Annotated in this window: 29 protein-coding genes; 15 read left to right on the forward strand and 14 right to left on the reverse strand. The window is 36.1% G+C overall.

Annotated features, from left to right (window positions below; translation table 11 throughout):
• Positions 1-25: 25 nt before the first annotated feature.
• Together MKO96_RS08640 and MKO96_RS08645 are read right to left on the reverse strand one after the other, a co-directional pair.
• Positions 26-898: an NAD-dependent epimerase/dehydratase family protein gene (locus MKO96_RS08640; protein ID WP_240587248.1), complete on the reverse strand. Its 873-nt coding sequence runs from the start codon at positions 896-898 to the stop codon at positions 26-28.
• 29 nt (positions 899-927) lie between these two features.
• Positions 928-1,662 carry a lipase family protein gene (locus MKO96_RS08645; RefSeq protein WP_064476820.1) on the reverse strand — a complete coding sequence of 245 codons (735 nt, stop codon included), beginning with the start codon at positions 1,660-1,662 and terminating at the stop codon, positions 928-930.
• A 156-nt stretch (positions 1,663-1,818) separates the two neighbouring features.
• On the opposite strand from MKO96_RS08645, the gene MKO96_RS08650 reads away from it, so the two are divergent.
• Positions 1,819-2,001: a YjzD family protein gene (locus tag MKO96_RS08650; protein WP_001211113.1), complete on the forward strand. Its 183-nt coding sequence runs from the start codon at positions 1,819-1,821 to the stop codon at positions 1,999-2,001.
• 38 nt (positions 2,002-2,039) lie between these two features.
• Here MKO96_RS08650 and clpB read toward each other — a convergent pair whose 3' ends face one another.
• Positions 2,040-4,640 carry an ATP-dependent chaperone ClpB gene (clpB, locus tag MKO96_RS08655; RefSeq protein ID WP_240587249.1) on the reverse strand — a complete coding sequence of 867 codons (2,601 nt, stop codon included), beginning with the start codon at positions 4,638-4,640 and terminating at the stop codon, positions 2,040-2,042.
• Positions 4,641-4,851: 211 nt separating this feature from the next.
• Positions 4,852-5,031, reverse strand: a complete 180-nt coding sequence (locus tag MKO96_RS08660) for a YjzC family protein (RefSeq protein WP_087979780.1) — start codon at positions 5,029-5,031, stop codon at positions 4,852-4,854.
• A 492-nt stretch (positions 5,032-5,523) separates the two neighbouring features.
• Here MKO96_RS08660 and MKO96_RS08665 point away from each other — a divergent pair, with 492 nt between their 5' ends.
• The 3 genes from MKO96_RS08665 (at position 5,524) to MKO96_RS08675 (ending at position 6,776) form a co-directional block, all read left to right on the forward strand.
• Complete coding sequence (locus tag MKO96_RS08665) at positions 5,524-6,333, forward strand: Cof-type HAD-IIB family hydrolase (protein ID WP_087979779.1); 810 nt, start codon at positions 5,524-5,526, stop codon at positions 6,331-6,333.
• A 104-nt stretch (positions 6,334-6,437) separates the two neighbouring features.
• On the forward strand, positions 6,438-6,578 hold the full coding sequence (locus tag MKO96_RS08670; RefSeq protein ID WP_000516816.1) for a hypothetical protein: 141 nt from the start codon (positions 6,438-6,440) through the stop codon (positions 6,576-6,578).
• Positions 6,579-6,776 carry a DUF3813 domain-containing protein gene (locus tag MKO96_RS08675; protein ID WP_087979778.1) on the forward strand — a complete coding sequence of 66 codons (198 nt, stop codon included), beginning with the start codon at positions 6,579-6,581 and terminating at the stop codon, positions 6,774-6,776.
• A 25-nt stretch (positions 6,777-6,801) separates the two neighbouring features.
• On the opposite strand, the gene MKO96_RS08680 is transcribed toward MKO96_RS08675, so the two are convergent.
• A complete protein-coding gene (locus MKO96_RS08680; protein ID WP_060489317.1) occupies positions 6,802-7,659 on the reverse strand; it encodes a YitT family protein in 858 nt (285 codons plus the stop codon).
• A gap of 100 nt (positions 7,660-7,759) precedes the next feature.
• On the opposite strand from MKO96_RS08680, the gene MKO96_RS08685 reads away from it, so the two are divergent.
• Together MKO96_RS08685 and prsA are read left to right on the forward strand one after the other, a co-directional pair.
• Positions 7,760-7,891, forward strand: a complete 132-nt coding sequence (locus MKO96_RS08685) for a DUF3941 domain-containing protein (RefSeq protein WP_001120852.1) — start codon at positions 7,760-7,762, stop codon at positions 7,889-7,891.
• Between the two features lie 130 nt (positions 7,892-8,021).
• Positions 8,022-8,879, forward strand: coding sequence for a peptidylprolyl isomerase PrsA (gene prsA, locus MKO96_RS08690; RefSeq protein WP_240587250.1), 858 nt, complete (start codon positions 8,022-8,024; stop codon positions 8,877-8,879).
• 52 nt (positions 8,880-8,931) lie between these two features.
• Here prsA and MKO96_RS08695 read toward each other — a convergent pair whose 3' ends face one another.
• Positions 8,932-9,786 carry a CvfB family protein gene (locus MKO96_RS08695; RefSeq protein ID WP_087979775.1) on the reverse strand — a complete coding sequence of 285 codons (855 nt, stop codon included), beginning with the start codon at positions 9,784-9,786 and terminating at the stop codon, positions 8,932-8,934.
• A gap of 238 nt (positions 9,787-10,024) precedes the next feature.
• Between MKO96_RS08695 and MKO96_RS08700 the strand changes: the two genes are divergently transcribed.
• Positions 10,025-10,516: a YajQ family cyclic di-GMP-binding protein gene (locus MKO96_RS08700; protein ID WP_061678717.1), complete on the forward strand. Its 492-nt coding sequence runs from the start codon at positions 10,025-10,027 to the stop codon at positions 10,514-10,516.
• Positions 10,517-11,050: 534 nt separating this feature from the next.
• Here the strand turns inward: MKO96_RS08700 and MKO96_RS08705 are convergent.
• On the reverse strand, positions 11,051-11,953 hold the full coding sequence (locus tag MKO96_RS08705; RefSeq protein ID WP_240587251.1) for a helix-turn-helix domain-containing protein: 903 nt from the start codon (positions 11,951-11,953) through the stop codon (positions 11,051-11,053).
• Positions 11,954-12,198: 245 nt separating this feature from the next.
• Positions 12,199-13,500, reverse strand: a complete 1,302-nt coding sequence (locus MKO96_RS08710) for an alpha-amylase family glycosyl hydrolase (RefSeq protein ID WP_240587252.1) — start codon at positions 13,498-13,500, stop codon at positions 12,199-12,201.
• 213 nt (positions 13,501-13,713) lie between these two features.
• Between MKO96_RS08710 and MKO96_RS08715 the strand changes: the two genes are divergently transcribed.
• Positions 13,714-14,946, forward strand: a complete 1,233-nt coding sequence (locus MKO96_RS08715; RefSeq protein ID WP_098095401.1) for an ammonium transporter — start codon at positions 13,714-13,716, stop codon at positions 14,944-14,946.
• A 166-nt stretch (positions 14,947-15,112) separates the two neighbouring features.
• Here MKO96_RS08715 and MKO96_RS08720 read toward each other — a convergent pair whose 3' ends face one another.
• From MKO96_RS08720 to asnB, 4 genes are all read right to left on the reverse strand, one after another.
• Positions 15,113-15,418: a hypothetical protein gene (locus MKO96_RS08720; protein ID WP_000382767.1), complete on the reverse strand. Its 306-nt coding sequence runs from the start codon at positions 15,416-15,418 to the stop codon at positions 15,113-15,115.
• A gap of 269 nt (positions 15,419-15,687) precedes the next feature.
• On the reverse strand, positions 15,688-17,154 hold the full coding sequence (gene katB / locus MKO96_RS08725; RefSeq protein WP_001069188.1) for a catalase KatB: 1,467 nt from the start codon (positions 17,152-17,154) through the stop codon (positions 15,688-15,690).
• A 59-nt stretch (positions 17,155-17,213) separates the two neighbouring features.
• Entirely contained in the window at positions 17,214-18,173 is a 960-nt protein-coding gene (gene hemH / locus MKO96_RS08730; RefSeq protein WP_240587253.1) for a ferrochelatase, read from the reverse strand.
• A gap of 188 nt (positions 18,174-18,361) precedes the next feature.
• A complete protein-coding gene (gene asnB / locus MKO96_RS08735; RefSeq protein ID WP_240587254.1) occupies positions 18,362-20,209 on the reverse strand; it encodes an asparagine synthase (glutamine-hydrolyzing) in 1,848 nt (615 codons plus the stop codon).
• Between the two features lie 239 nt (positions 20,210-20,448).
• Between asnB and MKO96_RS08740 the strand changes: the two genes are divergently transcribed.
• A complete protein-coding gene (locus MKO96_RS08740; protein ID WP_240587255.1) occupies positions 20,449-21,003 on the forward strand; it encodes a DUF2777 domain-containing protein in 555 nt (184 codons plus the stop codon).
• A 58-nt stretch (positions 21,004-21,061) separates the two neighbouring features.
• Here MKO96_RS08740 and MKO96_RS08745 read toward each other — a convergent pair whose 3' ends face one another.
• Entirely contained in the window at positions 21,062-21,427 is a 366-nt protein-coding gene (locus tag MKO96_RS08745) for a YisL family protein (protein WP_000233490.1), read from the reverse strand.
• Positions 21,428-21,577: 150 nt separating this feature from the next.
• Between MKO96_RS08745 and rocD the strand changes: the two genes are divergently transcribed.
• Entirely contained in the window at positions 21,578-22,768 is a 1,191-nt protein-coding gene (gene rocD / locus MKO96_RS08750; RefSeq protein ID WP_016088919.1) for an ornithine aminotransferase, read from the forward strand.
• A gap of 109 nt (positions 22,769-22,877) precedes the next feature.
• Complete coding sequence (locus MKO96_RS08755; protein WP_240587256.1) at positions 22,878-23,162, forward strand: hypothetical protein; 285 nt, start codon at positions 22,878-22,880, stop codon at positions 23,160-23,162.
• 34 nt (positions 23,163-23,196) lie between these two features.
• On the opposite strand, the gene MKO96_RS08760 is transcribed toward MKO96_RS08755, so the two are convergent.
• Positions 23,197-24,096: a fumarylacetoacetate hydrolase family protein gene (locus MKO96_RS08760; RefSeq protein WP_176373325.1), complete on the reverse strand. Its 900-nt coding sequence runs from the start codon at positions 24,094-24,096 to the stop codon at positions 23,197-23,199.
• 246 nt (positions 24,097-24,342) lie between these two features.
• On the opposite strand from MKO96_RS08760, the gene MKO96_RS08765 reads away from it, so the two are divergent.
• The 4 genes from MKO96_RS08765 to gerPC all read left to right on the forward strand — a co-directional run bounded on the left by MKO96_RS08765 (position 24,343) and on the right by gerPC (position 25,742).
• On the forward strand, positions 24,343-24,522 hold the full coding sequence (locus MKO96_RS08765) for an aspartyl-phosphate phosphatase Spo0E family protein (protein WP_000462847.1): 180 nt from the start codon (positions 24,343-24,345) through the stop codon (positions 24,520-24,522).
• 94 nt (positions 24,523-24,616) lie between these two features.
• Positions 24,617-24,838: a spore germination protein GerPA gene (gene gerPA, locus MKO96_RS08770; protein ID WP_001111187.1), complete on the forward strand. Its 222-nt coding sequence runs from the start codon at positions 24,617-24,619 to the stop codon at positions 24,836-24,838.
• Positions 24,839-24,852: 14 nt separating this feature from the next.
• Complete coding sequence (gene gerPB, locus MKO96_RS08775; protein WP_048559586.1) at positions 24,853-25,059, forward strand: spore germination protein GerPB; 207 nt, start codon at positions 24,853-24,855, stop codon at positions 25,057-25,059.
• Between the two features lie 68 nt (positions 25,060-25,127).
• Positions 25,128-25,742: a spore germination protein GerPC gene (gene gerPC, locus MKO96_RS08780; RefSeq protein WP_240587257.1), complete on the forward strand. Its 615-nt coding sequence runs from the start codon at positions 25,128-25,130 to the stop codon at positions 25,740-25,742.
• Positions 25,743-25,744 lie beyond the last annotated feature (2 nt).

Below are 25,744 nucleotides of genomic sequence, written 5' to 3' on the forward strand. Positions count from 1 at the left end.
ATCATACAATAGTGTAACACGTACACTACCCTTCGTATAACTCTTTATATTTTTTCATATGTGCCAATTGTTTATTTAAACCGTATTCTAACGGAGTATTTCTTTTTATCGAAATAACCTCGACAGCATCATTTCGTTCTTCCTCATTCTTTTTATTCACTTTATCCGCTGCACGTAAAAGGTTCATACCTTTTTTCCATAACGACTTTTTACCACTAAGTAAATTGTATATGCCGAGATGCTCCACTTTCATTCCATTTTCCCATAAGTATTCACATACATCTTCCACGTACAATAGATCACTTCCGTTTTCCTCACTCGCATAATGGCACTCTTTCTCATCCAGTTCTGATAAAATGAGCTGATGATACATCATAAAAGATGGTTGCCATGGCCCATATAATGTAGGAACTCGAAATACACTATATGGTGCCTCTCCTTTTTTCAATCCTTCTTCCACTTTCGAAAATAAACGTTTATTTTCAGATTCATCTGCGTTTTCTACTTCAATAGAAGAAATTAGATTTAACTTCACTTTCTGTTCTGCACACAGTCTTATAATCCGCTTTAAATACTGTAATATAACTCTTTCATTCCGAAAACCACTTTGTTGATTTGGCTCATATAAGCAAAAGTAAACCGTATCGAACTTCTCTCCTTCTACTGACCTCCATCCATCTTCATCTCTTATCGAATAATACGTAAATAACGCATTTCGCCCAATTAACAATAACTTCTCCTCATTAATTTTTGTCATATTCTCGAATTCATCAAAATCAAGACCGTACACTTCCACTTCTTCTGCAATCATTTTATTCACAAGGTGATAACCTACAAACGTAAGTGCACCTATAATTAGCACGCGCTCCATACCACCAACCCTTTCTCCCTGAAACAAATAGCTCCTCATTTATGTATATGGGAGCTTCACAATTCTTCTTCATATTTTTTAAAGAAATCAGTCGTTTGCCTAACCATTTTATATTTCACATCTTGCAGATGGAATAAGACAGAAGTATCACATTGATTGAATTGCCTCATTTTCTCATATTTACGTAACAACTGTTTTCTTCCTCTTTTTTCTTGTGTTGATACGAAAACTTTAACAGGTACACAAGACGGAAGAAGCGTAAATGATTTCTTATTTATTTTGGATTCTAATTCTTCTTCTTTGGAATCATACGCCAAACTTAACTCCTTCACTAATCTTTTGTAAAAAAACTTATGCTCTTTTTCAAACTCCACATATTCTGGTAAATCTAAACACGGATTTAACATAATGACAGAGCGTATACATTCAGGGTATTTGTTCATCATTTCAAGTGCTACAAGTGCCCCCATACCATCTGCCATAATGTGCATTTTCGCATTTAATGTCTCTTTTCTCAAAACAACGTCATATAAGCGTTTTGCTAGACGAATAGATTGATCGTTTCCCCAATGTCTTCCATATAAATTAGAGGAAAAGACCGTATAGCCTTCCGCAATAAGGCCATGTAAAAAATAAGACCTTCCTGCATGCTGTGTCCATAAACTTGTACCATTCTCAATAAAGTAGTTGTAATCACCGAGAAGCATAACAGAAAATCCATTTGGCTTCTCCGGTAAATAAATGACACATGGTTCTTTTTCTAAATAAAAAAAACGTTCCGTAATACTCATTTTTCCCCCGCCTTATTTTCTAAACGTATAAAAGTACTCTTCTATAATGTATGAACAGAATGCAAATTTGCGTTGAAAAATCTACAAATATTTTTCTATATTCTTTTTTCAATTGTGTTACAATAAGGACAGATTGAACGAATAGAGGTGTAAAATATGCGTTTCATTTGGGCATTAATTTGGTCGTTCGCGCTTGTACATATGATGAGCTACGTAATCGGCTCTATGACTGGCGGTACATACGATTTTAACCAAGCGTCTATTTTCTCAGTTGTTCTTGCGGTATTAGTACTAGCAATTTCAGCTACAATTCCAAACGAGCCAGTAGAACAACACTAAAAAAAGAGTCCGGATTTTATCCGAACTCTTTTTTTATTTTACTTTACATGAACGACTAATTCGTTATTTTCTACATCAACAACTACGTGACTGTTATCAGTAATCGTTCCTGCAATTAATTCTCGTGCTAATTTCGTCTCAACTTGACGCTGTACATATCGTTTTAATGGACGAGCTCCGTACATCGGATCAAAGCCAGCTTCTACAACAAACTCTCTCGCTGCGTCTGTTAATTCTACCGTAATATGACGGTCAGCTAAACGACCTTGTAATTCTTTTACAATTTTATCAACAATACCTTTAATTTCATTCGTTGTAAGAGGTTTGAATAAAATAATTTCATCGACACGGTTTAAAAACTCTGGTCGGAAATGTCCTCTTAATTGCCCCATTACAAGTTCTCTTGATTCCTCTTTAATTGAGCCATCTGCTTCTAATCCATCTAACAAATGAGCAGATCCTATATTTGAAGTCATAATAATAACCGTGTTTTTAAAGTCTACTGTACGTCCTTGAGAATCTGTAATGCGTCCATCATCTAACATTTGTAATAAAATGTTGAATACTTCTGGATGTGCTTTTTCGATTTCATCTAACAAAATAACTGAATACGGTTTACGTCTTACCGCTTCTGTTAATTGACCGCCCTCTTCATATCCAACATATCCAGGAGGCGCACCAATTAAGCGTGACACAGCGTGTTTCTCCATATACTCAGACATGTCGATACGAATCATTTGCTCTTCACTGTCAAATAACGTTTGTGCTAATGTTTTTGCAAGCTCAGTTTTACCAACACCTGTAGGTCCTAAGAAAATAAATGAACCAATTGGACGATTTGGATCTTTAATACCAGCTCGCGCACGAAGAACTGCGTCTGATACAAGGCTTACCGCTTCTTCTTGACCGATAACACGCTCTGATAAAATTTGCTCTAAGCGTAGTAATTTCTCGCGTTCACCTTCAACGAGTTTTGCGACAGGAATACCAGTCCAGCGTGAAACAATATCTGCAATTTCTTCTTCACTTACTTCCTCACGTAATAAGCGATTCTCTTGTTTATTATGTGCACCCATTTCTTCCGCTTCTTTTAACTCTTTTTCGATAGCTGGAATTTTCCCATGACGAAGCTCAGCTGCTTTATTTAAATCGTAATTTCCTTCTGCTTCTTCTAACTCACGGCGCAAGCGCTCTAAATGTTCACGTAAGTCACGCACTTTATGAATGTCTTCTTTTTCTTTCTCCCATTTCGCTCTCATACCACTTGCAACTTCTTTTAAATCCGATAATTCACGTTGCAACGTTTTCAGGCGTTCTTGGCTACCAAAGTCCTTCTCTTTTCCAAGAGCCGCTTCTTCAATTTCTAACTGCATAATACGACGTGTTACTTCATCTAATTCTGTTGGCATAGAATCAATCTCTGTTCGAATCGTTGCGCACGCTTCGTCAACAAGATCAATTGCTTTATCTGGTAAGAAACGATCCGAAATATATCGATCTGATAAAACGGATGCCGCTACAATCGCGCGGTCATGAATATTTACACCATGATAAATTTCAAAGCGCTCTTTTAAACCACGTAAAATGGAAATTGTATCTTCAACAGTTGGTTCTTCTGCTAATACTTGTTGGAAACGTCTTTCTAGCGCTGGATCTTTCTCAATATATTTACGATACTCATCTAACGTTGTCGCCCCGATACAATGCAGTTCACCACGCGCAAGCATCGGTTTTAACATATTTCCTGCGTCCATCGCACCTTCTGTTTTACCAGCGCCGACGATTGTGTGCAGTTCATCGATGAATAATAAAATGCGGCCTTCACTCTTTTTAATTTCATTTAATACAGCTTGCAGACGCTCTTCAAACTCACCACGGAATTTCGCTCCAGCTACAAGCGCACTCATATCTAATGCGAAGATTGTTCTATCTTTTAATCCTTCTGGTACATCCTTCTTCACAATACGCTGTGCTAATCCTTCAACGATTGCTGTTTTACCAACACCCGGTTCACCAATTAAAACCGGGTTGTTTTTCGTTTTACGTGAAAGAATGCGGATTACACGTCGAATTTCACTATCGCGACCGATAACAGGATCAATTTTCCCTGCTCTCACTTCCGCCACTAAATCACGACCATATTTTTCTAACGCTTCATAAGTTGCTTCTGGATTTTGACTAGTCACTCTTTGATTCCCCCGAACTGTCATTAAAGACTGTAATAAGTTATCTTTCGTAATGTGAAATCTTGTAAGTAATTGATTTATATCGCCTTTTTCTTCTGAAAAAGCAAGCAATACATGTTCAACTGAAATGTAGTCATCTTGCAATTTCTCTGCTTCTTTTCCTGCTCTTACAAGTAGTTGTTGCAGAGCACCTGTTATATATAATTTTCCTACTTCTGCACCGCTTCCCGTTACAGAAGGTTTTTTCTTAATTAAACTTTCGGCGCCTTGCTTTAACGCTTCTATATCGACATTCATTTTTTGAAAAATACGCACCGCTAACCCATCTTGCTCTTCTAATAATGTAAACAAGAGATGAACAGTATCTACTTCTTGATGATGATGAGATACCGCTAAAGATTGGGCACTCATAATCGCCGCTTGTGTTTTTGTTGTCATTTGATTTAAGTCCATCTTTACAGTCCTCCAAACGTTTGACTTTCTTTGACCTTTGATTTGATTATACGCCAACTGACTTTTTTATACAATAATTTTGCTTATGTATTTTCAAACTTATTATTGGAAAAAGAAAAAGGGAACATTCATTATACAATTGAAAAATATACGGTAAGTGAAATTATAATGTGTAACGACAAAAAAGCCGCAATAATGATTGCGGCCCCTGTTACGGTTTTCTTTTATATGTCCACTGACGATTATGATTCGTGTTATCTGGAAACTTTTCACCGGCAGTTAATGTCACCATTTGCGGATCTTTTACCATACTTCCTGTTTCACCAATTTCTACGTAAATGCCATCATTTGGCGCTTTTTGTCCAGAACGAAACCTGCGATTTTGTCCCATTTCCATTCTCCTTCCATGACGTCTTTGCCTCATTAGTATATCCATTTTAAAAGAAAGCTTTTCTGTCATGTTTAGGAAACAAGTACTACATTTCGTTCTTGTACATATACATGAATGACACAAGCATAGGAAGGGATTTCTTTCCTATTTGTAGAAAAAAAAAGAAACCAACCTACTATAGGCCAGCTTCAAAGGAGAGTCAAACATATACGAGAAGATTACATGTTCATTATAAGCCTCATCATACGAGCAATGTAACCCTTTTCACAATTTGTACATAATGAAAGAAACATTGTTTGAACTTTCTAAAAAGATGTTGACTTTTCTTAATTTCCAGCGAGAAATAGTAGACACCGCAGCACTTTGCGACGTAAGATGGATATATAGTGAACTTTCCATCTTTGGTGTTCTCACCCAGTTTAACCTCTTATTTCTGCATATTAAAAACGGAAATATAGATATAAACAAAAAATTATTATAAGAGGTGAAATTATGAATAAACAGCATTTAATCGCATTAGACTTAGACGGCACTTTATTGACAGACAACAAAATAATTTCCACTCGAACAAAACATACAATTGCAAAAGCAAAGGAACAAGGACATATTGTCGTTATTTCAACAGGACGTCCATTCCGTGCTAGTTTTGATTACTATAAAGAACTTGGTCTTAACACACCAATCGTAAACTTTAATGGCGCTTACGTACATCATCCCCTTGATTCAAAATGGGGAACACATCACTCTCCTCTTGAGCTAGCAACAGCGCAAGAAATTGTCCGAGCTTGCTTTGATTTTGGCGTGAAAAATATATACGCTGAAGTAATGGACGATGTGTATGTTCGTGAAATTGATGAAGATAAAAAACATATTTTCGAATTTGGTTCTCCAAAGATTTTCACAGGAGACTTATTAAATATTTTAAACGATCATCCAACTTGCTTATTAATTGACGCACATGACGAGCATTCCAGTGCAATTCGTCAACATTTAACTGATATGCATGCTGAAGTAATCGACCATAGAAAATGGGGCGCACCTTGGCCGATTATTGAAATTGTAAAAAGCGGGTTAAATAAAGCTGTCGGATTACAAAAAATTTCTAGTCATTACAACATTCCACAAGAGCGAATTATCGCTTTCGGTGATGAAGATAACGACTTTGAAATGATTGAATTTGCTGGTCACGGCATCGCAATGGGTAATGCAATTCCTGAATTAAAATCACTCGCAAATCATACGACATTAACGAATGAAGAAGATGGTATTGCGCTATATTTAGAAGAGATTCTTGGGTTGTAATCTAAAAATTCCCTGCTTATAGTTTTTCGCCAAACGCTCATACTATTATTAGACGCCGGATTATCGCGTCGATTGTTTTCAGCTAAATAAAGGGGGTTTTTCGAATGGGTAAAAAGAACAAATCAAAACGTTTTATCCAACAAGGAGCCGATGCTGTTATGAAGCATGATGCAAGATTCCCGTACAGAGGTACATTAGCTGAGGCAGAAAAAGCGAGAAGTAACTCTTCTTTTGGAGGGGTTTAAATGGGGAACTTACTATTCCAACAAGCTAGAGATGCCGTTACAAATGCCGTATCTTGTTCAAGCGGTACTGAGCAACAAGATCTCGTATATAGGGCAAAAAATGCTTTGCACTCTGCTTATGCAAACTCTTCAACAGCTGAAAAAGTTCAGCTACGCGAAATGCAAGAGCAGTTGCAAAACATTACGAATTTACATTAAAAAAGAGGACCAGCTTTGGTCCTCTTTAATCTTTTCGAAACAAGCCAAACACCCCAACTGTCTGTAATACGTTTGTAAATGCACCTGGGTCCACTTGCCTAATAACCCTTTCTAATTCATATAACTCATAACGCGTAATAACAATCATTAACATTTCCTTATTTTCATTTGTATAAGCGCCTGTTGCTGGTATAGTTGTAATCCCCCTCACTAAGCGTGAATGAATCGCCTTTCGTACATCTGTCCCATTCTTCGTAACGATTAATGCTGTAATCTTCACATGACGTGTATGAATTGCATCGATAATTCGCGTTGACACATACAAAGTCACCAAAGTATATAACGCTTTTTCCCATCCATACACATAGCCAGCCGCAATAATGATAAGTGCATTAAAGAAGAAAAAATACGTACCGACAGGCTTATCTTTAATCTTTGATAAAATCATGGCGATAATATCTAAACCACCTGTAGAAGCCCCCCACTTCAACGCAATCCCTACCCCAATTGCTGAAATAATCCCACCAAAAATCGCATTTAATATAATATCGTTCGAAACCGCTCTAACCGGGATGATTTCTAGAAACAAAGTCATAAATATGACGCAAAGAAAACTAAAAAAAGTAAAGGCCTTTCCAACCTTTTTCCATGCTAAAATAACGACGGGAATATTAAACAAACTAAACAATACCCCCGTTGATATGTGAATAGATAAAAAGTCCCCTAATATTTGTGATAACAATTGAGACAATCCAGCAAAGCCACTCGCGTACACTTTCGCTGGCGTTAAAAATAAATTCATTCCAATCGCGTTTAACAAACCTGCGACAATTACAACGATTAACTTCTTTATAAGTTCGGTATAATTCAACTTCAAATCCATTTCTAATCCACCTTTATTATTCATGAATGCACTGCTATACATAGTCTTTACGAAAAAGGAAATGATAAACGTACAACGTGTAGAAATGGAGTTGATACATATGCCACATACGAGTGATAACGACAAAAAAGCACGCGATAATAATGCAAAGCGTACGCAAAAAAATGAGCAAGAACAAAAAAATATTCAGCAAGGTAAGCGTTCCTATTCTAAAAAGACCGATCACCTTTGATTCCATCGTACATCAACAATATTGTTGATGTACTTTTTTTACATTTTACAGGGAAAAAACATTAAAAATTCACTTCATGTTCACTTCTATATTCTACAATAGCGATAACATATTCGGATGAGGTGTTAGCATGAGAGGGAAACACATTTTCATTATTACTGCACTAATAAGTATATTAATGCTAGCTGCTTGTGGACAAAAAAACAACTCGGCTACAGTCGCTACAGCAACAGACTCAACCATTACGAAGGGCGACTTCGAAAAGCAGTTGAAAGATCGTTACGGAAAAGACATGCTATACGAAATGATGGCACAAGACGTTATCACGAAAAAATATAAAGTATCTGACGATGATGTAGATAAAGAAGTACAAAAAGCGAAAAATCAATATGGAGATCAATTCACAGCAGTACTCGAAAACAATCGTTTAAAAGATGAAGCTGATTTCAAAAATCAAATTAAGTTCAAACTTGCTATGAATGAAGCAATTAAGAAAAGTGTTACAGACAAAGACGTGAAAGACCACTATAAACCAGAAATTAAAGCGAGTCATATTTTAGTAAGTGACGAAAATGAAGCGAAAGAAATAAAGAAAGAATTAGATGCTGGCGCTTCATTTGAAGAATTAGCAAAACAAGAATCGCAAGATCTACTATCAAAAGATAAAGGTGGAGACCTTGGATACTTCAATTCAGGCAGAATGGCGCCTGAATTTGAAACAGCTGCCTATAAACTAAAAGTCGGACAAATTAGCAATCCCGTTAAATCACCAAACGGTTATCATATTATTAAATTAACTGATAAAAAAGACTTACAACCTTACGATGAAGTGAAAGACTCCATCCGTAAAAACTTAGAAGCAGAGCGTATTGCCGACCCTACATTCAGTCATAAGTTAATACAAAAGGAATTAAAAAAGGCAAATATTAAAATAAATGATAGTGACTTGGAAGATACGTTTACTCTTGCGCATGAGCAAGGGAATTAAAAAAGCACCGCCTTATTTTTACAGCAAAATAAGGCGGTGCTTTTTATTTAATTTACTTCTTAAAATACGTCCAGCCTTCTTCTTGATAAACCTTTTCTTCTTTCATCAACTTACCAAGCGCACGCTTAAAGGCAGCTTTACTCATGTTGAATCGTTCTTTAATGTCTTCTGGATTGCTCTTATCCCAAAACGGCATTGCTCCGCCTCGTTCTTCCATATATGCATAAACTACAGCAGCATCGTCTTCCATTCCTTCTTCTTTACGAGGAAGAAGTGAAATATTAATTGTACCGTCATCTTTTACGTCAATAATACGGCCCGTTACACGTTCACCGATACGGACTTGTTCTTTTCTTTCAGTATGGTGTAAGAAAGCACGGAAATGCTCATCAGTTAGTATGAATGAACCAACTTGAAGTGAACGATATACACGTCCATTTACGTTTTTATTACGCATAGATGGCGTCGCATCTACGATAATTTCTTGCATATCACTGTCTCTTGCCGGAAGAGCAATAAGGCGATCACGATTCGTTAATTTTAACGTACAATATAATTCGTCGCCGACTTCTGGCCATACTGGCATATAAATCGGGAACTCATCAGCTGGGATTAGTATATCTTTTGATACACCAATATTAACAAACACACCTAAACTAGGGATAACTTCTACAACTTTTACCCAGTTCCAATCAAAAGTTGTAATAAGTGGCTCCTTCATTGTTGCTGAAACACGATTTTGATGATCAAGGTATAAGAATACATCAATCGTATCGCCTTCTTCAATTTCTCCAACTAATTCGTTTTTATGTAGGAAAATTTCTTCCTCTTCATTCCCAACCATATATCCGATTTCCGTTTCGCGTAAAACAGTTACCTGTTCAATCGCTCCTAATTGTAAATACATATTTTTTAATTCCCTTCTATATATATAAAATTAACTTTTTTATCTTTTTATCATTCCAAACAAAAGTTAATTATAACACGATTTTCTCTTTATTTGTCCAACTGCCCAAAATTCACTATAATAAAATGAGGTTACATGATTATAAGTATGAAAACACTTAAGTCTAAGCTCGTTTTCAGCTATACTTTAGTATGTACAGTACATAAAAAGATTAGAAATTTATTTGGAGGTGCTAACTATGGCAAAAGAGAGTTCTTTTGACATCGTTTCGAAAGTAGAATTACCTGAAGTAACAAACGCAATTAACATCGCATTAAAGGAAATCCAAAACCGATATGACTTTAAAGGAAGTAAAAGTGATATTAAATTAGAAAAAGAAGTTCTAGTTTTAACTTCTGACGATGAGTTCAAATTAGACCAAGTAAAAGACGTTCTAATTGCTAAACTTGTAAAACGTAACGTTCCAATTAAAAACTTAGATTACGGAAAAGTTGAAGCTGCGACTGGTAACACTGTTCGCCAACGCGCAACACTTCAACAAGGTATCGATAAAGATAACGCGAAAAAAATTAACAACATCATTAAAGAAATGAAATTAAAAGTAAAAACACAAGTACAAGATGACCAAGTACGTGTTACAGCGAAAAGCCGTGATGACTTACAAGCAGTTATCGCAGCAGTTCGCAGCGCTGACTTACCGATTGACGTACAATTTATTAACTACCGCTAAAAAGAAAAACATCCTCTGTGTAGAGGGTGTTTTTCTTTTTAGCGGTAGGGCAAGGTCTAAACTTACAGGTAATCGGATAGTTAGAATGGGGATTGGATTATTACAAAATTTACTTTTATACGTTAAATATGTGCATACATTAAGCAAGTCCTTTTGAAAATCGGCGCAAAAAATCTCCCTCCCCACTCAAATGTAACAAATTATGAGTATAAGAATATTTTCCAACCTTTCATGTAATGTAAAATTAGTAAGGAATTTATTTTATGAAAAAATGTTAATTAAAAAAGAGTTAGAAGTGGTTATTTGAAGAAATTAATACTATGTTTTTTATTAACTACATTCTGTCTATATATTGCAGGGTGTTCTAATAATATAGCTACACTCAAGGATAAATCTAAAACTTCAACACCTGCGAAGTGTAAATCCATCAACAAAGCTTGGTACAAGAAACATATGTAATGTAACAATTGATGATATAAGTCATAAAAAAAGAAACCATAAGGTGCCTTTTTATAGAAAATAATAAGATGTTCATCAGCAATTATGAGTGATTTTTTTATTTTGATTTTCAAAATATTTTTCTTTAACTATTTTGATCAGATTTTCTTTTTCTGTTAGTTCAAAGATAAATAATGCTTTTTTCATGTTATAAGCTACATCTTCTTCATTATATTGTTTCAGCTTCTGCAAATTCCAACCTTTTCCATAATATAATTCACCTAATAAATATAACGTGTTTAAATTAATGGCTAATTTGATACCCATATCATTGTATTTTATTGCCTCTTCATGTTGATTTGCATGACCTAAAATTTTTGCTAAATTAAAAATGATTTTTAATTTAATTTCTTTATCTCTAGGGAAATCTAACTTATTAAAATTAGTTAAACATCTTCTTAATATAGTAATACTCTTTTCATATTCTTTATTTGCCCCATGAAATATAGCCATCGACTGCATAATATCTATTTCTCTTTCTGATAAAAAATCAACATTCGTTACAGTTAGTTTTAATGCACTATTTAAAAGATTCAAAGCAGTTTTTATTGATTCATTTACATGAAATATAGCAATTGCTTCATGCCATATTAGAAATTGTTTATCTTCTTTTAACTGGAAATTACTTTCGTTTTTCTCTTGTTTCACTATTTCGTACAGTTCATTATATTGTTTTTGCTTTGTACAATCTCTCATTACATATTTTACATTTTCTACATATTTTAGTTTTTTGTTTTGAGTTAGTGCGAAAATATTATTTGGATCAATACCAAGTCTTTCAGATAATTGATATAACAATATGCTAGATGGATAAATCATACCTTTTTCTATTTTACTAATTTGACTTTGTGAACATATTCCATGACACAATTCAGATTGTGATATATTCTTTTTCATTCTAAGTTCTTTAATGGTAATACCCAAATCGTAAAATTCCATTTTTCCTCCTCAAATATAGCTCTCAATGAGTATCAGAATATTTTTCACCCTTTAATGTAATGTAAAATTAGTATAGTTGCAATTATTGTTGTTCTAAAGGTCTTTTCATTTCTTTTCTCAGCTGCATTTCGAGGCGATAGTCTTACTTCACACAAAAAAACAGGCTAGGGAGAAAGTATCCCTCCTTAGCCTGTCCCCTCTCAGCAGAAGAGTTTTCGTACTTATTAAGAACACACATCCATTACTTATTTCCGTCTCTTTTTAACAACAATTAAAAACGCAATAAATAATACATTCACACCGACTATTAAGGAGATAAATAACCAATTCACACCTGTTTCTCCGCTAATTTTATACACATTTGATTCTTCGCGCTTTAAAACAAGATAAAACTTTCCGTCTTCTTCTCTTATAATTTCATCTTCTAACAATCCTCTTAACTCTTGTTTTTCACCAATCGCACTTACAGGCAAAGCAACTTTTTGTGTTTCTTTCGTATTATTAATCGCTACTAATGTTACTTCATCTTTATACTTTCGTTTTAGTATACTCATTCCATCTTTATCGTATAAAAGCTCAAACGTTCCATGGCGTAGAGATGGTCTCGCTTGTCTAAGCTCACCGAGTTTCGTTATGTGCTGCACAAATTTTTCATCTGATTTGAAATCCATTAATCGTCTATTATCCGGAGTATCCCCTCCATCTAATGCAATTTCAGTCCCGTAATAAAAATTTGGAATACCTGGTGATGTTAATAAATATGTAAGGGCTAGTTTCAAACGAGATGGCGGATAATTCATATTCTCTTTTGCAATACGGGCAAACCTTTTTGTATCTTGATTATCTAAAAATGTAACGGATTCCCCTTCTGTTTTACTCACATCATATAAAGATTTCACCGATACACCCACTTTGGAAAACGATTCTACTATTTTTTCATTATATTCACTATCTTCTTTTGTCATAATACGAAAATCTTTCTTTATCGCTTGCATATCTTTTTGCACGTCATCCCAGAAAGAACGCGACTTTTTTTCACTATTCATAACATAAATTCCATCTAAATCAACTTCTTTGATCCACCATTTCATCGCGTCGATGACTTTTTTTTCGTTTTCCCCAAGTGGAAATTGAAGTACAACTTTCATTCCTTTTGCGTGTGCTTCTTGTACAAGTTCTTTCACATCATTTTCTGTTCCGAAATGTTCATTTACCTTTTGAAAATTACGCACGTCTAACCCATCGTACTTTCCACTTTCAAAAAGCGGAGAAAGCATAACAGCGGTAAAGCCCATTTCTTTTATGTAATCCAGTCTTTTTATAATCCCTCTTATATCTCCACCCTGATATCCTTCTAAATTGCCAACTTCTAACTGTTTGTCATTTTTCGGTTCTCCATTATTGAAGCGATCAATCATAATGGAATATATGACTTCGTCTCGCCACTCTCTTTTTTCATCTGCAAACGTATGTATTGGTACAAACAAAACGACAGCTAAACAAAAACAAATGAATAGTTTCCTAGTCCGTATTTTTTCCACACGCATCCCCCATGTTTTTTAATTGTAAGAATATTATACCAATTTTCCAGACGAATCGCATACGTTGATTTCATTCCCCTCAAAATACTTCATGTTAGATTTTCTAACATGAAGTATTTATTTTTCTGAATTTTTAGTTGATTTTTCTTTTCGTTTCGAATATGATATGAAACATAACAAGTTGATGTTATTTTTTCTAACATTATAGGAGGAGAGAGAATGAATATGGGAGATACGGTTTTTATGTTTGTAACGACAGTAATGGTCATGTTAATGACACCAGGATTAGCACTTTTTTATGGGGGCATGGTTCGCAGTAAAAATGTACTCAGTACGACAATGCACAGTTATAGCGCAATGGCCATCGTTTCGATTCAATGGATTGTAATCGGCTATTCTTTATCATTCGGACCAGATTGGCACGGACTTATCGGTACACTCGATTGGTTCGGTTTAAACGGAGTTACCTACGCACCAAATCCAGACTACTCATCTACTATTCCTCACAATTTATTTATGATGTTCCAACTCATGTTCGCTATTTTAACTCCCGCTTTAATTTCAGGTGCATTCGCCGAAAGAATGCGATTTTCTGCTTTCCTTATTTTCATCCTCCTATGGACAACAATCGTTTACAACCCTGTCGCTCATTGGGTATGGGGCGTTGGCGGATGGCTAAGAGAACTTGGCGCGTTAGACTTCGCTGGTGGTAACGTCGTTCATATTACATCTGGCGTGGCCGGCCTTGTATTAGCTATTTTTCTCGGAAAACGAAAAAACATAAACGGTACTTCTCCTCACCATTTACCATTCACAATGTTAGGCGCAGGCTTACTATGGTTTGGATGGTTCGGTTTTAACGTCGGAAGTGCATTATCTTTAAACGACGTAGCTTTAACTGCATTTATTAATACAAATATAGCCGCTGCTGCCTCTGCATTAACTTGGATGCTTTCAGAATGGTTCTTCCAATCAAAACCGACTGCGATGGGAGCTGCTTGTGGTGTAGTTTCCGGTCTAGTCGCTATTACACCAGCTTGCGGGTTCGTTACACCTTTCTCCGCTCTTCTTATCGGAGCAATCGGCGGCGTATTATGCTTCGGAGCGGTCTTTTTCTTAAAAACAAAATTCGGATACGATGATACACTTGATGCATTCGGATGCCACGGTATCGGCGGCACTTGGGGCGGTATTGCAACAGGACTATTTGCAACTACTACTGTAAATGCTGATGGCGCGAACGGATTGTTTTACGGAAACGCTGCTTTACTGTTTAAACAACTCGTAGCAATCGGCGCAACATACGCATTCACAATCATAATGACGTACGCCATTATTAAAGCAATTAACTTCTTCCTCCCTGTTCGGGTAGATGAGCATGAGGAACATATGGGACTTGATATTTCGATGCACGGAGAGAAAGCTTATGAGTATACAGAGCGAGTGAACTAAAAAAAGAGATGCAATCTATTGGTAGTAGATTGCATCTCTTTTTATTGTACTTGCCAGCACTGAATACCCTACCTGGTATTTAGGTGAATATATCGGCGATTTTTTAAATATATCGATTTACCAACAAATTCCGACATGACGGAACTGAAGAATACTCCGGTATAACTTACGAATCACCATACTTACTTTTATTCAAACTTAATATAATAAGAAACGCAATTGCTATTACAGCTAAAAAACGAACTGGATTAAACGGCGTTCCTACCGTTTCATTAAAACGATGATAAATAAAAGGGATCATCTCAAGTACCATTAGCCCCATCGCAATTTTAAATGTCTCAGCCATCGCTTTATTTTTTATAAACGTAGCACGCTCATCACCTTGTTTTCCAATTGCTATAAACATTTTTATAATAGCAAACACCACAAACAAAAAGACACTTAGCGCAATAATAAAAATCAAAACATCCATCAAAAATACACCTCTTATATGTAAAACTTATTTGACAAGAGTATAGCATCTTTCGCCCCACATGTAAAACATATTTTACATACAAAAAAGACGACCGTTTAACAGTCGTCTTTTCCTATTTACCCCGCTATTTGTGGGCAGTAAGATCCCCAAATCTCAAAATTCAGCGAAAGCAAAAAAGTTAGATGAGGGATCAACTGCCCGTAAAAGCCCGATTGGTGAAGGCTAATAATCAGCGGGGATGAATCCCCACTGATTAAAGTTTCACTTTATTTCGGAGCATTTCCCACATATTGCGTAATATCAACATTTAAAGCTTGCGCTAAACGCATTCCGTAATCGTGATCTGCACGGAAGAAGTTACAAATAGCTAGTAATTTCGTGCGCTCATTTACGTCTTTTAAGTCATTTGTTAAGTTTGCAATTAAATTGTCTTGCTCTTCTTTAGAGAATGAACGGTAACGCTCACCTGCTTGTTTGAAATCATTTGGTTTGTCAATTTTTTCACGAGATACATAGCCTTCTACTTTCATAGTTGAATCGCGGTAAGTTGGGTCTTCAACTGGATTTTCAGTATGACGGCTCGGTTCGTAGTTAATTGTAGATGGGTTTTGATTGATTTGCATCGCACCATCACGTTGTTGATTATGAACAGCTGCGTACGGGCAGTTTACAGGAATTTGTAAGTAGTTCGCACCAAGACGGTAACGCTGTGTATCTGGATAAGAGAATAAACGACCTTGTAATAATTTATCTTCAGATGGTTCAATACCATTTACAGTTGCACTTGGAGAGAACGCCACTTGCTCTACTTCCGCGAAGAAGTTTTTCGGGTTACGATTTAACGTCATCGTCCCTACTTCAATTAACGGGAAGCGATCTTCTGGCCATACTTTCGTTGGATCTAGCGGATCAAAGTCTAAAGAATCCGTTTCATCTAGTTGCATCACTTGTACGTGTAAATCCCACTTCGGATAATTTCCTTTTTCGATTGCATCGAACAAGTCACGAGTTGCATGGTTGAAATCTTTCCCTTGTACTTCTTGCACCTCTTTTGCACTTAAGTTACGTACACTTTGCTGTGGTTTCCAGTGATATTTAATGTAGACGATTTTACCTTCTGCATTAATCCATTTAAATGAATGGACACCGAAACCTTCCATTTCACGATAGCTTGCTGGTGTACCGTAATCAGAAAACACCCATGTCATCATATGTGTAGATTCTGGACTTAACGTCATGAAATCCCAGTAACGATCTGGCGTTTGAACATTTGTATCAGGTGCTGGTTTTAAAGAATGCACCATATCAGGGAATTTAATTGCATCACGAATGAAGAAGACCGGTAAATGGTTACCTACGATATCGTAATTTCCTTCTTCTGTATAAAATTTAACAGCGAACCCACGTGGGTCACGAGCTGTTTCTGGAGAACCTTGACCATGAATAACCGTTGAGAAACGAACAAATACAGGCGTTTCAGTTCCTTCATTTTGTAAAAATGCTGCTTTCGTATATTGCTTCATGCTGTTTTTCGTTACGAACACACCGTGAGCACCTGCACCACGTGCATGCACAACACGCTCTGGAATACGTTCACGATCAAAGTGCGCAAGTTTTTCTACTAAATGATAGTCTTCTAATAATACCGGTCCACGGCGACCAGCTGTACGAGAATTTTGGTTGTCTCCAACTGGAGCACCTTGGTTTGTTGTTAAGCGATTATTTGGATTCATCTAGGGGGATCCTCCTCTTTCTTTCATAGTAATTATTATTTATTTAAAATTATTATAAACTAATTATTATTCAAAACTAAATTCTTGTCAACCATTTCCTTCATTTTTTTGGAAACAATTTCAGCTAAGCAATCGATGAATACAGATTGTGAATTCGGCATATTTGGTCTAAAATATGCGACATTTAATTCATCAGTTACAACTTTACATTCGTAATCATTGTCATATAAAACTTCTAAATGCTCTGCCACAAAGCCAACTGGGCAATATATGAAAGATTCATATCCATGCCCTTCATATAAATCTCTCGTTAAATCTTGCACATCCGGACCAATCCATGGGTCAGGCGTATTTCCAGCACTTTGCCAACCCGTTGTATAGTTTGGAATATCGGCAGCCTTCGCAATTAAATCTGCCGTATGCTGCAATTGCTCCACATAAGGGTCCCCTGCTGCAATAATTTTTTCTGGCAAACTATGTGCTGAAAAAATTACGACTGCTTTCTCTTTATCTTCAATCTTTGTAAATGTTTCTTTTATTTGATCTACCCAATACGAAATAAACTTCGGTTCATCGTACCATTGTTCAATCGGTTCAATAACAGGGCCACCAATTTCTTCCGAAAGACGAATAGCACGGTCATTATATGCTTTAATGCTAAATGTAGAATAATGCGGTGCTAATACGATACTAATCGCCTGCTCAATTCCATCTTTCTTCATCTCTTCTACTGCATCTTCTATAAATGGAGCTATATGTTTTAATCCTAAGTAACAAGTAAATTCATACTCTGTAAATATTTTATTCATTGAATCTGTTAATTTATGCGCTTGCTCTTTCGTAATTTTTACAAGTGGTGAAATTCCGCCAATCGCTTTATAGCGTCCGATTAAGTCTTGGAGCGCTTCTTCTGAAGGTTTACGCCCGTGGCGAATATGTGTGTAGTATGCTTCTACATCATCTAATGATTCTGGCGTTCCATACGCCATTACGAGTAAACCTATTTTTTTCTTTGTCATCTATATAACACCTCAATTTTATAAATGAGAATCTTTTTCAAGAACATTTGTTTCCAATTATAACAATTAATAATAAGTACGTCAAAATAATTATTATAAATAAGTATTATTTCTAATATGATTTTGAATTTTATATGACAATTTATTTAATAGAAAAGCGACTTACTTTTATGTAAGTCGCTTTTCTTCTATTCTTTAATATTTACCCCATATTCTTTAAACCAAACGTGAATTTGCGCTAAGTGAGCTAAAAGCTGAGGCCCAGTCATTAATTGACCGAACCAAGGTGATTGAAATGCACTGCCGCCTGACTCAATTAATCCGCTCAGCTGCTCTTTATCAAATAGTTCGTGTAAAATTGATCCTTTATCTGTTAATAAATCTAGCAGCCATACTGTTACTGCTTTCGTATAGTGCGGATTATGCGTTTTCGGATATGGGCTCTTCTTTCTATATAAGATGTCGTTTGGAAGTAATCCTTCTAACGCTTTACGCAATAGACCTTTTTCGCGGTTTTTATACATTTTCATTTCCCAAGGAATATTCCACGCATATTCGACAAGTCGGTGATCCGCAAACGGAACACGTACTTCTAAGCTTGCCCCCATACTCATACGGTCTTTTCTGTCTAATAATGTTGTCATAAACCATACCATGTTCAAGTAAAATAGTTGTCGTCTCTTTGCTTCAATTGGGCTTTCTCCCTCTAAAATAGGAACTTCTTGAATGGATTCTTCATAACGCTGCTGTACATATTGTTGTAAATTTAATTTATTTCTCCATTCTTTCTTTAGCAGTTGTTCACGTGCTTCTGTAGAGCGCATCCACGGAAACGCACTCGATTGTAAATCATCTTCTCTATAAAACCACGGATAACCACCAAATATTTCGTCTGCACATTCCCCAGATAAACCGACGACAAAATCTTGTTTAATTTCACGGCAAAACCATAATAATGACGAATCGATATCTGCCATACCAGGCAAATCACGAACGAGTACGGCTTCCGTTAAATACTGCGCTAATTGTTCGTTTGAAATGACGCAGCGATGATGGATTGTTTGAAACGTCTCCGTCATCAAATGAATAAATGGCGCATCTGAATTCGGCTGAAACGCATTCGCTTTAAAGTATTTGTCATTATCTTCATAATCAACAGAGTATGTGTGTAATTGCCCTTTTCCTGACCTTGCGTATTCTTTCGCAGCAATTGCTGTAATTGCACTCGAATCTACACCGCCTGATAGAAAAGTACATAGTGGTACATCAGAAACGAGCTGCCTTGTAATCGCATCTTTTAATAAAAAGCGTGTTTTCTCTACTGTTTCTTCAAAGGAGTCTTCATGTTTTTTGCTTTCCACATTCCAATATCTCCATATACATAAACCGTTCTTTGAAAATGTCATCGCATGCCCTGGACGTAATTCTTTTATACCAGCATAAATGCCATGACCAGGTGTTCTAGATGGTCCAAGGCCGAATATTTCAGATAACCCTTCTAACGTTACTTCCGCCTTCACATCTGGATGCGCTAATATCGCTTTTAACTCTGAACCAAATAGTAATCGCCCACTATCATATTTATAAAATAGCGGTTTTACACCTAATCGATCTCGCGCAATAAATACTTGTTCTTTCTGTTCATCCCATACGGCAAACGCATATATACCGTTTAAATGATCGACACATTCTTCTTTCCATTCCATATACGACGCTAATAGTACTTCTGTATCAGAGTGACCTTTGAACGTATATCCTCTTCTTAATAATTCCTTTCGAATATCTTCTGTATTATACAGTTCACCGTTATAACAAATGGCATAATTCATTTCATCTTTTAAACAAGTCATCGGTTGTTTACCACCCTCAGGGTCCACAACGATTAACCGTTTATGCCCAAATGCGACATTGCCTTTAATCCAAACTTTATTATCATCTGGGCCACGCTTTGCTAACGTCTCAGCCATCTTCGTAACGACGTCCCGTTCTCCTTCTAATGAGCGTTTATAATCCACCCATCCTGTAATCCCGCACATACGAATCATCCTTCCATCTTATTTCTTTTCCTAAACGAGCAGTAATCCACACCTTAGAGGTGCGGATCAAAAAAATGAAAAACTTGACGATAACGTACTATCCACATACGGAATAGCATTTTCACTCAGTAAAACGTGTGTTATTGTATGCCCACCTATGTCTAGGTGTGTCTAGTTATAAAGAATGCCCGAACTGTCTATAACAGAAATAACTACTTTTTATAAAGGAGAAATCATATATGATACAACGTAACCATATTTTATATAACCAGCCACGCGCTCATACAGTCGGTAATGTAGAATATATAAACAATGAATGGGTATTCTTTGATGATGAAAATGATGAAGCTTTTTTATTAGAAGATATTGTCGAAGATGGCTTTGAGATTTTATATAACAACAACTGGCTACCAGCTCGTTTCTATGAACAAGATGTATTACAAATCGCCAACGAACAGCACCATTTGCAAAACGGAGAAATGATACGAATTCGAAAGAAATTACTTCTTAGCTATACGGAATGGCTTGAGGAATTACCTGACTCTGTCTTTACGTTATTAACCGAATCATTGCAATCCCTTCACTACTCTTTATATGATTGCATGTATTGTCATAATTATTTATCTTTCTTACCGAAAGAGGAAGCTTGCGAAGGAGTAAATATTCTTTTGTTCGATAACGAAGAGATGATTTGTACAATGCAGCACCATTTCGTTCGTCACGCTACGTCAAATAAAAACATGTTTCGTTTTACGAAAGTAAACGGAGAAGAGCTGCATATCGATGCGACATAAAAATAAAAACCACCTTATCTCCCAAACATTTGAGATTATAAGGTGGTTTTATTTTTTATTAGAATACTTGCCAGCCAATCGGTAATTTCAGTCCAAGGTAAAATACTGCTACTAGTGCAACAATAAATAGTCCCCAAACTGCCCCTGTTGCTTTGTTCTTGCTCATTTTTACAAGAACCATTTCCATTCCACCGATAACTAAAATACCAGCTATCATTTTTAAACCATACCACATGTGCATGTTACTTGTTGCAGTCTTCATAATACCCATGTACAACATGAAACCTGTCACAATAATGATAATGTACATAAGACGAAGCCCCATATGTACACCCTTACCTTTTCTACCTGCTGAATAAAGTGAATACGCAACGAAGAATAAAATTAAACCTAACGCCCATGCTGTAATATGCATATGTACCATCGTATCCCCTACCTCCTCTTTTCACACTTTTTCACTCTATATGATAACATGTTCATTTATTTTCAGGAAATGTTTCGCTTTTTTACATTTAAATGCTATAATATTTAGAGTATTTACAAACTTCTTGTAATAACAAAAGGGGGAACAATCATGATTCAAACTAAGGATATTATCGAACTTACAGACACATACGGGGCAAATAACTACCACCCACTTCCAATCGTTATTTCTAAAGCAGAAGGCGTTTGGGTAGAAGATCCTGAAGGAAACCGCTATATGGACTTATTAAGTGCATATTCTGCAGTGAACCAAGGTCATCGTCACCCAAAAATTATTAACGCTTTAATTGACCAAGCTAATCGTGTTACGTTAACTTCTCGTGCTTTCCATAGCGATCAATTAGGTCCTTGGTACGAAAAAGTTGCGAAACTAACTAATAAAGAAATGGTACTTCCAATGAATACAGGTGCAGAAGCTGTTGAAACTGCAATTAAAACAGCTCGCCGCTGGGCTTATGATGTGAAGAAAGTAGAAGCAAACCGTGCTGAAATCATCGTTTGTGAAGATAACTTCCACGGCCGTACAATGGGTGCTGTTTCTATGTCTTCAAACGAAGAGTACAAGCGTGGATTCGGTCCAATGCTTCCTGGCATTATCGTAATTCCTTACGGTGATTTAGAAGCGTTAAAAGCTGCAATTACACCAAATACAGCTGCATTCATTTTAGAGCCGATCCAAGGTGAAGCAGGAATTAACATTCCACCAGCTGGTTTCTTAAAAGAAGCTCTTGAAGTATGTAAAAAAGAAAACGTTTTATTTGTAGCAGATGAAATCCAAACAGGTTTAGGCCGTACTGGTAAAGTATTTGCTTGTGACTGGGACAATGTAACTCCTGACATGTACATACTTGGTAAAGCACTTGGCGGCGGCGTATTCCCAATCTCTTGCGTAGCAGCAAACCGCGACATTTTAGGCGTATTCGAGCCAGGTTCTCACGGTTCTACATTCGGTGGTAATCCACTTGCATGTGCTGTTTCTATCGCAGCTCTTGAAGTGTTAGAAGAAGAAAAATTAACAGAGCGCTCTCTTCAATTAGGTGAAAAGTTAGTTGGGCAATTAAAAGAAATTGATAACCCAATGATTACTGATGTTCGCGGTAAAGGCTTATTCATCGGTATCGAATTAAACGAGCCAGCTCGCCCTTACTGTGAACAACTAAAAGCAGCTGGTCTATTATGTAAAGAAACACACGAAAATGTAATTCGTATCGCACCACCTCTAGTAATCTCTGAAGAAGATTTAGAGTGGGCCTTCCAAAAAATTAAAGCGGTATTATCGTAATAATAGAGAGGTTGTCCTACATGTTGGGACAACCTCTTTCTTTTTATATTGATTTATACTAAAATAAAATTGTAATTTTCTGTATTTTATTTTAGAAAGCAGGTGCGATATGTTATTACGGTATGGTAAACATATTAACTATTTAGCTACATCTTTTATTTTAGTTACATTCTTTGGCTTCCTAATTTCCGTAACATTGCTTAGCCACTACTCCACTTCTACTACATTCACACTACTGAAAGCATCATTTTGGACTGCTGTTACTCTTACTATCATTGGCTTTGGACAAGAAAAAAGCGCACTTACGGTTATACTATTTGGTATTTGTACACTTGCATTCGTTGGTCTTTACACTTTTTCGGTTATCGATTACCTCTATCATCCAAAACCATAGAAAAGAGCTATCTTTTCACAAGATAGCTCTTTTTTCATTTCACTACATTTCGCAAAGTACCAATTCCTTCTACTGTAATGACCACTTCATCACCCGCATGCAAAAACTTCGGTGGTGTGAAACCTTTTCCGACACCAGCCGGCGTTCCTGTTGCGATAATATCGCCTGGCTCTAACGTCATTCCTTTACTTATCGTTGAAATGATTTCTTCTATTGAAAAAATCATTTTATTTGTATTTGAAGTTTGCCTTACTTCCCCATTTACTACCGTTTCAATGTGTAACGCATTTGGCGAACTAACCATTGATTTATGAATTAAATACGGTCCCATCGGACAAAATGTATCAAAACTTTTTCCAAGAAAAAATTGTTTATGCTTCCGTTGAATGTCGCGAGCAGTTATATCATTTATAATGGTGTAACCAAAAACATGCTCAAGCGCTTTTTCTTTTTTTATTTGTTTCCCTCGCTTACCAATGATGATAGCTAGTTCTCCTTCATAGTCTAGTTCATTCGTTGCGTGGGGATGACTATTAATTTTTTCATTCATTCCAATAACTGTCGTTGGCGCTTTCGTAAAGATCATTATATTTTCTGGAATGGACTCTACTCCACCCATTTCTATCGCATGCTCACGATAGTTCTTTCCAACGCAAAGAATATTCTTCCTTGGCCTTGGAATTGGTGCTAATATTTTCACCTCAGTTAACGGATAATACGCGGTTTCCCCATGCTCTTTTGCCCAATTTACAATTTCACATACTTTCTCAAAGCATGTGGTCCCTCTTTCAATATACTCTAGCATTGTAATGGGGATTGTAACCTTTTCCCCCTTTTGCCTTTGCGCTTCTCTTAAGTGCAATACCTTTTTTTCTTCTTCATCCACAATACCTACAAATACCTTTTCATCTTTTTTTGCCGTTACCAAACGCAATATTTCCACTCTCCATCCTAAAACTCATACCATTTAATTGTATTCGCATCCGTAAGAAAAAAACCTTCTCATGCACGCTAATTTTTACAATATTCTTCTCATATCCTATTCGTTACTCCTTTATATTTGGCATAAAATGTAGAAATTTTACTTTTTTTAGCGAAGGTATTTCTTTTTTATGGGATTTTTGTATAATATGTACTACATATATACTAAAAATTTCATTTAGAGATGGAGCCGATTTCAATGTTTGAGCAAGCGATTGAAAAAAAACGTGAAAAAATGATTTATTTTGCTGAACGCTACGGAATGACTTCTCAAAAAACAGTGGATTGTAGCCAAGAACTGGACAGGCTCTTAAATGTAATTTGGCATGTACATACGGATTTTCACCCTAATCAAACACTCAATACACACACGCAATAACGTGTGTGTTTCTTTTTTTTAAAAAAAACACATTTTATTGAAAACGCCCATACAATAATAGAAAAGAAAATTTTAAAAACGAAAGGTGTTTTGTATGCCAGCTATGGTCGGACATATTCGTATCGTCAATATTGGATCAAGTGGTATTTTTCATATTGGAGATGTATTTGCGATTAGGCCTATTAGTTATTCACGCGCTTTCGCCGGGGCCGGCTCTTTTAATGTTGGAGATAACGTTTCTGTCTACAATTATCAAAGCGCAACGACTGTCAATGATTCAGATGTAATTGATCAAGCGATAATTGGTTCAACTTAGAGGAGGCGATTGCATTGAATCTTTATGTAAACCAAAGCATCATCATTAATAGCATTAAAATTGATAGCATTACAACCTCTTCTGTATTCCAAATTGGTACTGCAGGAAGTATTAAAGCTCTATCTAAATTCTCAAATAGTGGTGGATTTACAGAACCCCTTCGCCCATTGCAGGCGAAAGGACAAATTATTTCTATCAAACCATCAACTAGTTCTTCTTAAGACATCCTTGTCATAAATATATAGCAGGAATATTTTTACCCTCCCTACTGAAAAGGAGGTTTCACAAAATGAATCAAGATATATATACTTACTTACACCAACTTCAACAAGCTCTTCAAGCACAACAAGCAACCATCCTTCATCTAGAAGATCAAGTGCGCCTATTACAAGAAGAGCTTACCGAATTAAAAAATCGCCCCTCCTCTTCTGTAGGAAAAGTGGAATACAAATTCGATCAATTAAAAGTAGAAAATTTAAATGGCACTTTAAATATTGGTTTAAATCCGTTTTCAGCAAAAGGACAGCAAATTGAAGATTTTCAAGTGGATACAGAAACGTTAAAAGTAAATCCTGAAACAGATACAAACCCAGATTTTTACCAAGGTATCCTTCAAGAAATGCATCGTTACTTAGATGAAGAAGCATATAATCGAATTCTCCATTTTGAACAAGAAGAGAGAACTCCGCTCGATGAAATGTATCGACAAATGATGGTTGATGACATAAAAAAACAGATGGAGCATAGACTTCCTTATTATTTATCACAAGCACAATCATACGAAGATTCTTCAACAAATCCAGATTTTTTACGCGATATCATTCTCCAAGCAATGAAGCATGATATCGACAAAGCCTTTCTATCTTTTATTCAACACATACCGGGCAATTTCCGAAAGGAGTAAGT

The sequence above is a fragment of the Bacillus sp. ES1-5 genome, assembly GCF_022487605.1.
Lineage (GTDB): Bacteria > Bacillota > Bacilli > Bacillales > Bacillaceae_G > Bacillus_A > Bacillus_A wiedmannii.

Bases quoted from the DNA above. Each gene is read 5' to 3' on its own strand.
- gerPC (WP_240587257.1), top strand. From the start codon at position 25,128: ATGAATCAAGATATATATACTTACTTACACCAACTTCAACAAGCTCTT.
- asnB (WP_240587254.1), bottom strand. From the start codon at position 20,209: ATGTGCGGGATTACAGGATGGGTGGATTATAAACGCTCATTAGAAGGA.
- MKO96_RS08685 (WP_001120852.1), top strand. From the start codon at position 7,760: ATGCCACATACGAGTGATAACGACAAAAAAGCACGCGATAATAATGCA.
- MKO96_RS08705 (WP_240587251.1), bottom strand. From the start codon at position 11,953: ATGGAATTTTACGATTTGGGTATTACCATTAAAGAACTTAGAATGAAA.
- MKO96_RS08680 (WP_060489317.1), bottom strand. From the start codon at position 7,659: ATGGATTTGAAGTTGAATTATACCGAACTTATAAAGAAGTTAATCGTT.
- MKO96_RS08645 (WP_064476820.1), bottom strand. From the start codon at position 1,662: ATGAGTATTACGGAACGTTTTTTTTATTTAGAAAAAGAACCATGTGTC.
- katB (WP_001069188.1), bottom strand. From the start codon at position 17,154: ATGAATCCAAATAATCGCTTAACAACAAACCAAGGTGCTCCAGTTGGA.
- MKO96_RS08670 (WP_000516816.1), top strand. From the start codon at position 6,438: ATGGGTAAAAAGAACAAATCAAAACGTTTTATCCAACAAGGAGCCGAT.
- MKO96_RS08745 (WP_000233490.1), bottom strand. From the start codon at position 21,427: ATGGTACATATGCATATTACAGCATGGGCGTTAGGTTTAATTTTATTC.
- prsA (WP_240587250.1), top strand. From the start codon at position 8,022: ATGAGAGGGAAACACATTTTCATTATTACTGCACTAATAAGTATATTA.
- rocD (WP_016088919.1), top strand. From the start codon at position 21,578: ATGATTCAAACTAAGGATATTATCGAACTTACAGACACATACGGGGCA.
- MKO96_RS08660 (WP_087979780.1), bottom strand. From the start codon at position 5,031: ATGGGACAAAATCGCAGGTTTCGTTCTGGACAAAAAGCGCCAAATGAT.
- MKO96_RS08715 (WP_098095401.1), top strand. From the start codon at position 13,714: ATGAATATGGGAGATACGGTTTTTATGTTTGTAACGACAGTAATGGTC.
- MKO96_RS08755 (WP_240587256.1), top strand. From the start codon at position 22,878: ATGTTATTACGGTATGGTAAACATATTAACTATTTAGCTACATCTTTT.
- MKO96_RS08740 (WP_240587255.1), top strand. From the start codon at position 20,449: ATGATACAACGTAACCATATTTTATATAACCAGCCACGCGCTCATACA.
- MKO96_RS08765 (WP_000462847.1), top strand. From the start codon at position 24,343: ATGTTTGAGCAAGCGATTGAAAAAAAACGTGAAAAAATGATTTATTTT.
- MKO96_RS08700 (WP_061678717.1), top strand. From the start codon at position 10,025: ATGGCAAAAGAGAGTTCTTTTGACATCGTTTCGAAAGTAGAATTACCT.
- MKO96_RS08675 (WP_087979778.1), top strand. From the start codon at position 6,579: ATGGGGAACTTACTATTCCAACAAGCTAGAGATGCCGTTACAAATGCC.
- MKO96_RS08650 (WP_001211113.1), top strand. From the start codon at position 1,819: ATGCGTTTCATTTGGGCATTAATTTGGTCGTTCGCGCTTGTACATATG.
- clpB (WP_240587249.1), bottom strand. From the start codon at position 4,640: ATGGACTTAAATCAAATGACAACAAAAACACAAGCGGCGATTATGAGT.
- MKO96_RS08665 (WP_087979779.1), top strand. From the start codon at position 5,524: ATGAATAAACAGCATTTAATCGCATTAGACTTAGACGGCACTTTATTG.
- MKO96_RS08720 (WP_000382767.1), bottom strand. From the start codon at position 15,418: ATGGATGTTTTGATTTTTATTATTGCGCTAAGTGTCTTTTTGTTTGTG.
- MKO96_RS08695 (WP_087979775.1), bottom strand. From the start codon at position 9,786: ATGTATTTACAATTAGGAGCGATTGAACAGGTAACTGTTTTACGCGAA.
- hemH (WP_240587253.1), bottom strand. From the start codon at position 18,173: ATGACAAAGAAAAAAATAGGTTTACTCGTAATGGCGTATGGAACGCCA.
- MKO96_RS08710 (WP_240587252.1), bottom strand. From the start codon at position 13,500: ATGCGTGTGGAAAAAATACGGACTAGGAAACTATTCATTTGTTTTTGT.
- gerPA (WP_001111187.1), top strand. From the start codon at position 24,617: ATGCCAGCTATGGTCGGACATATTCGTATCGTCAATATTGGATCAAGT.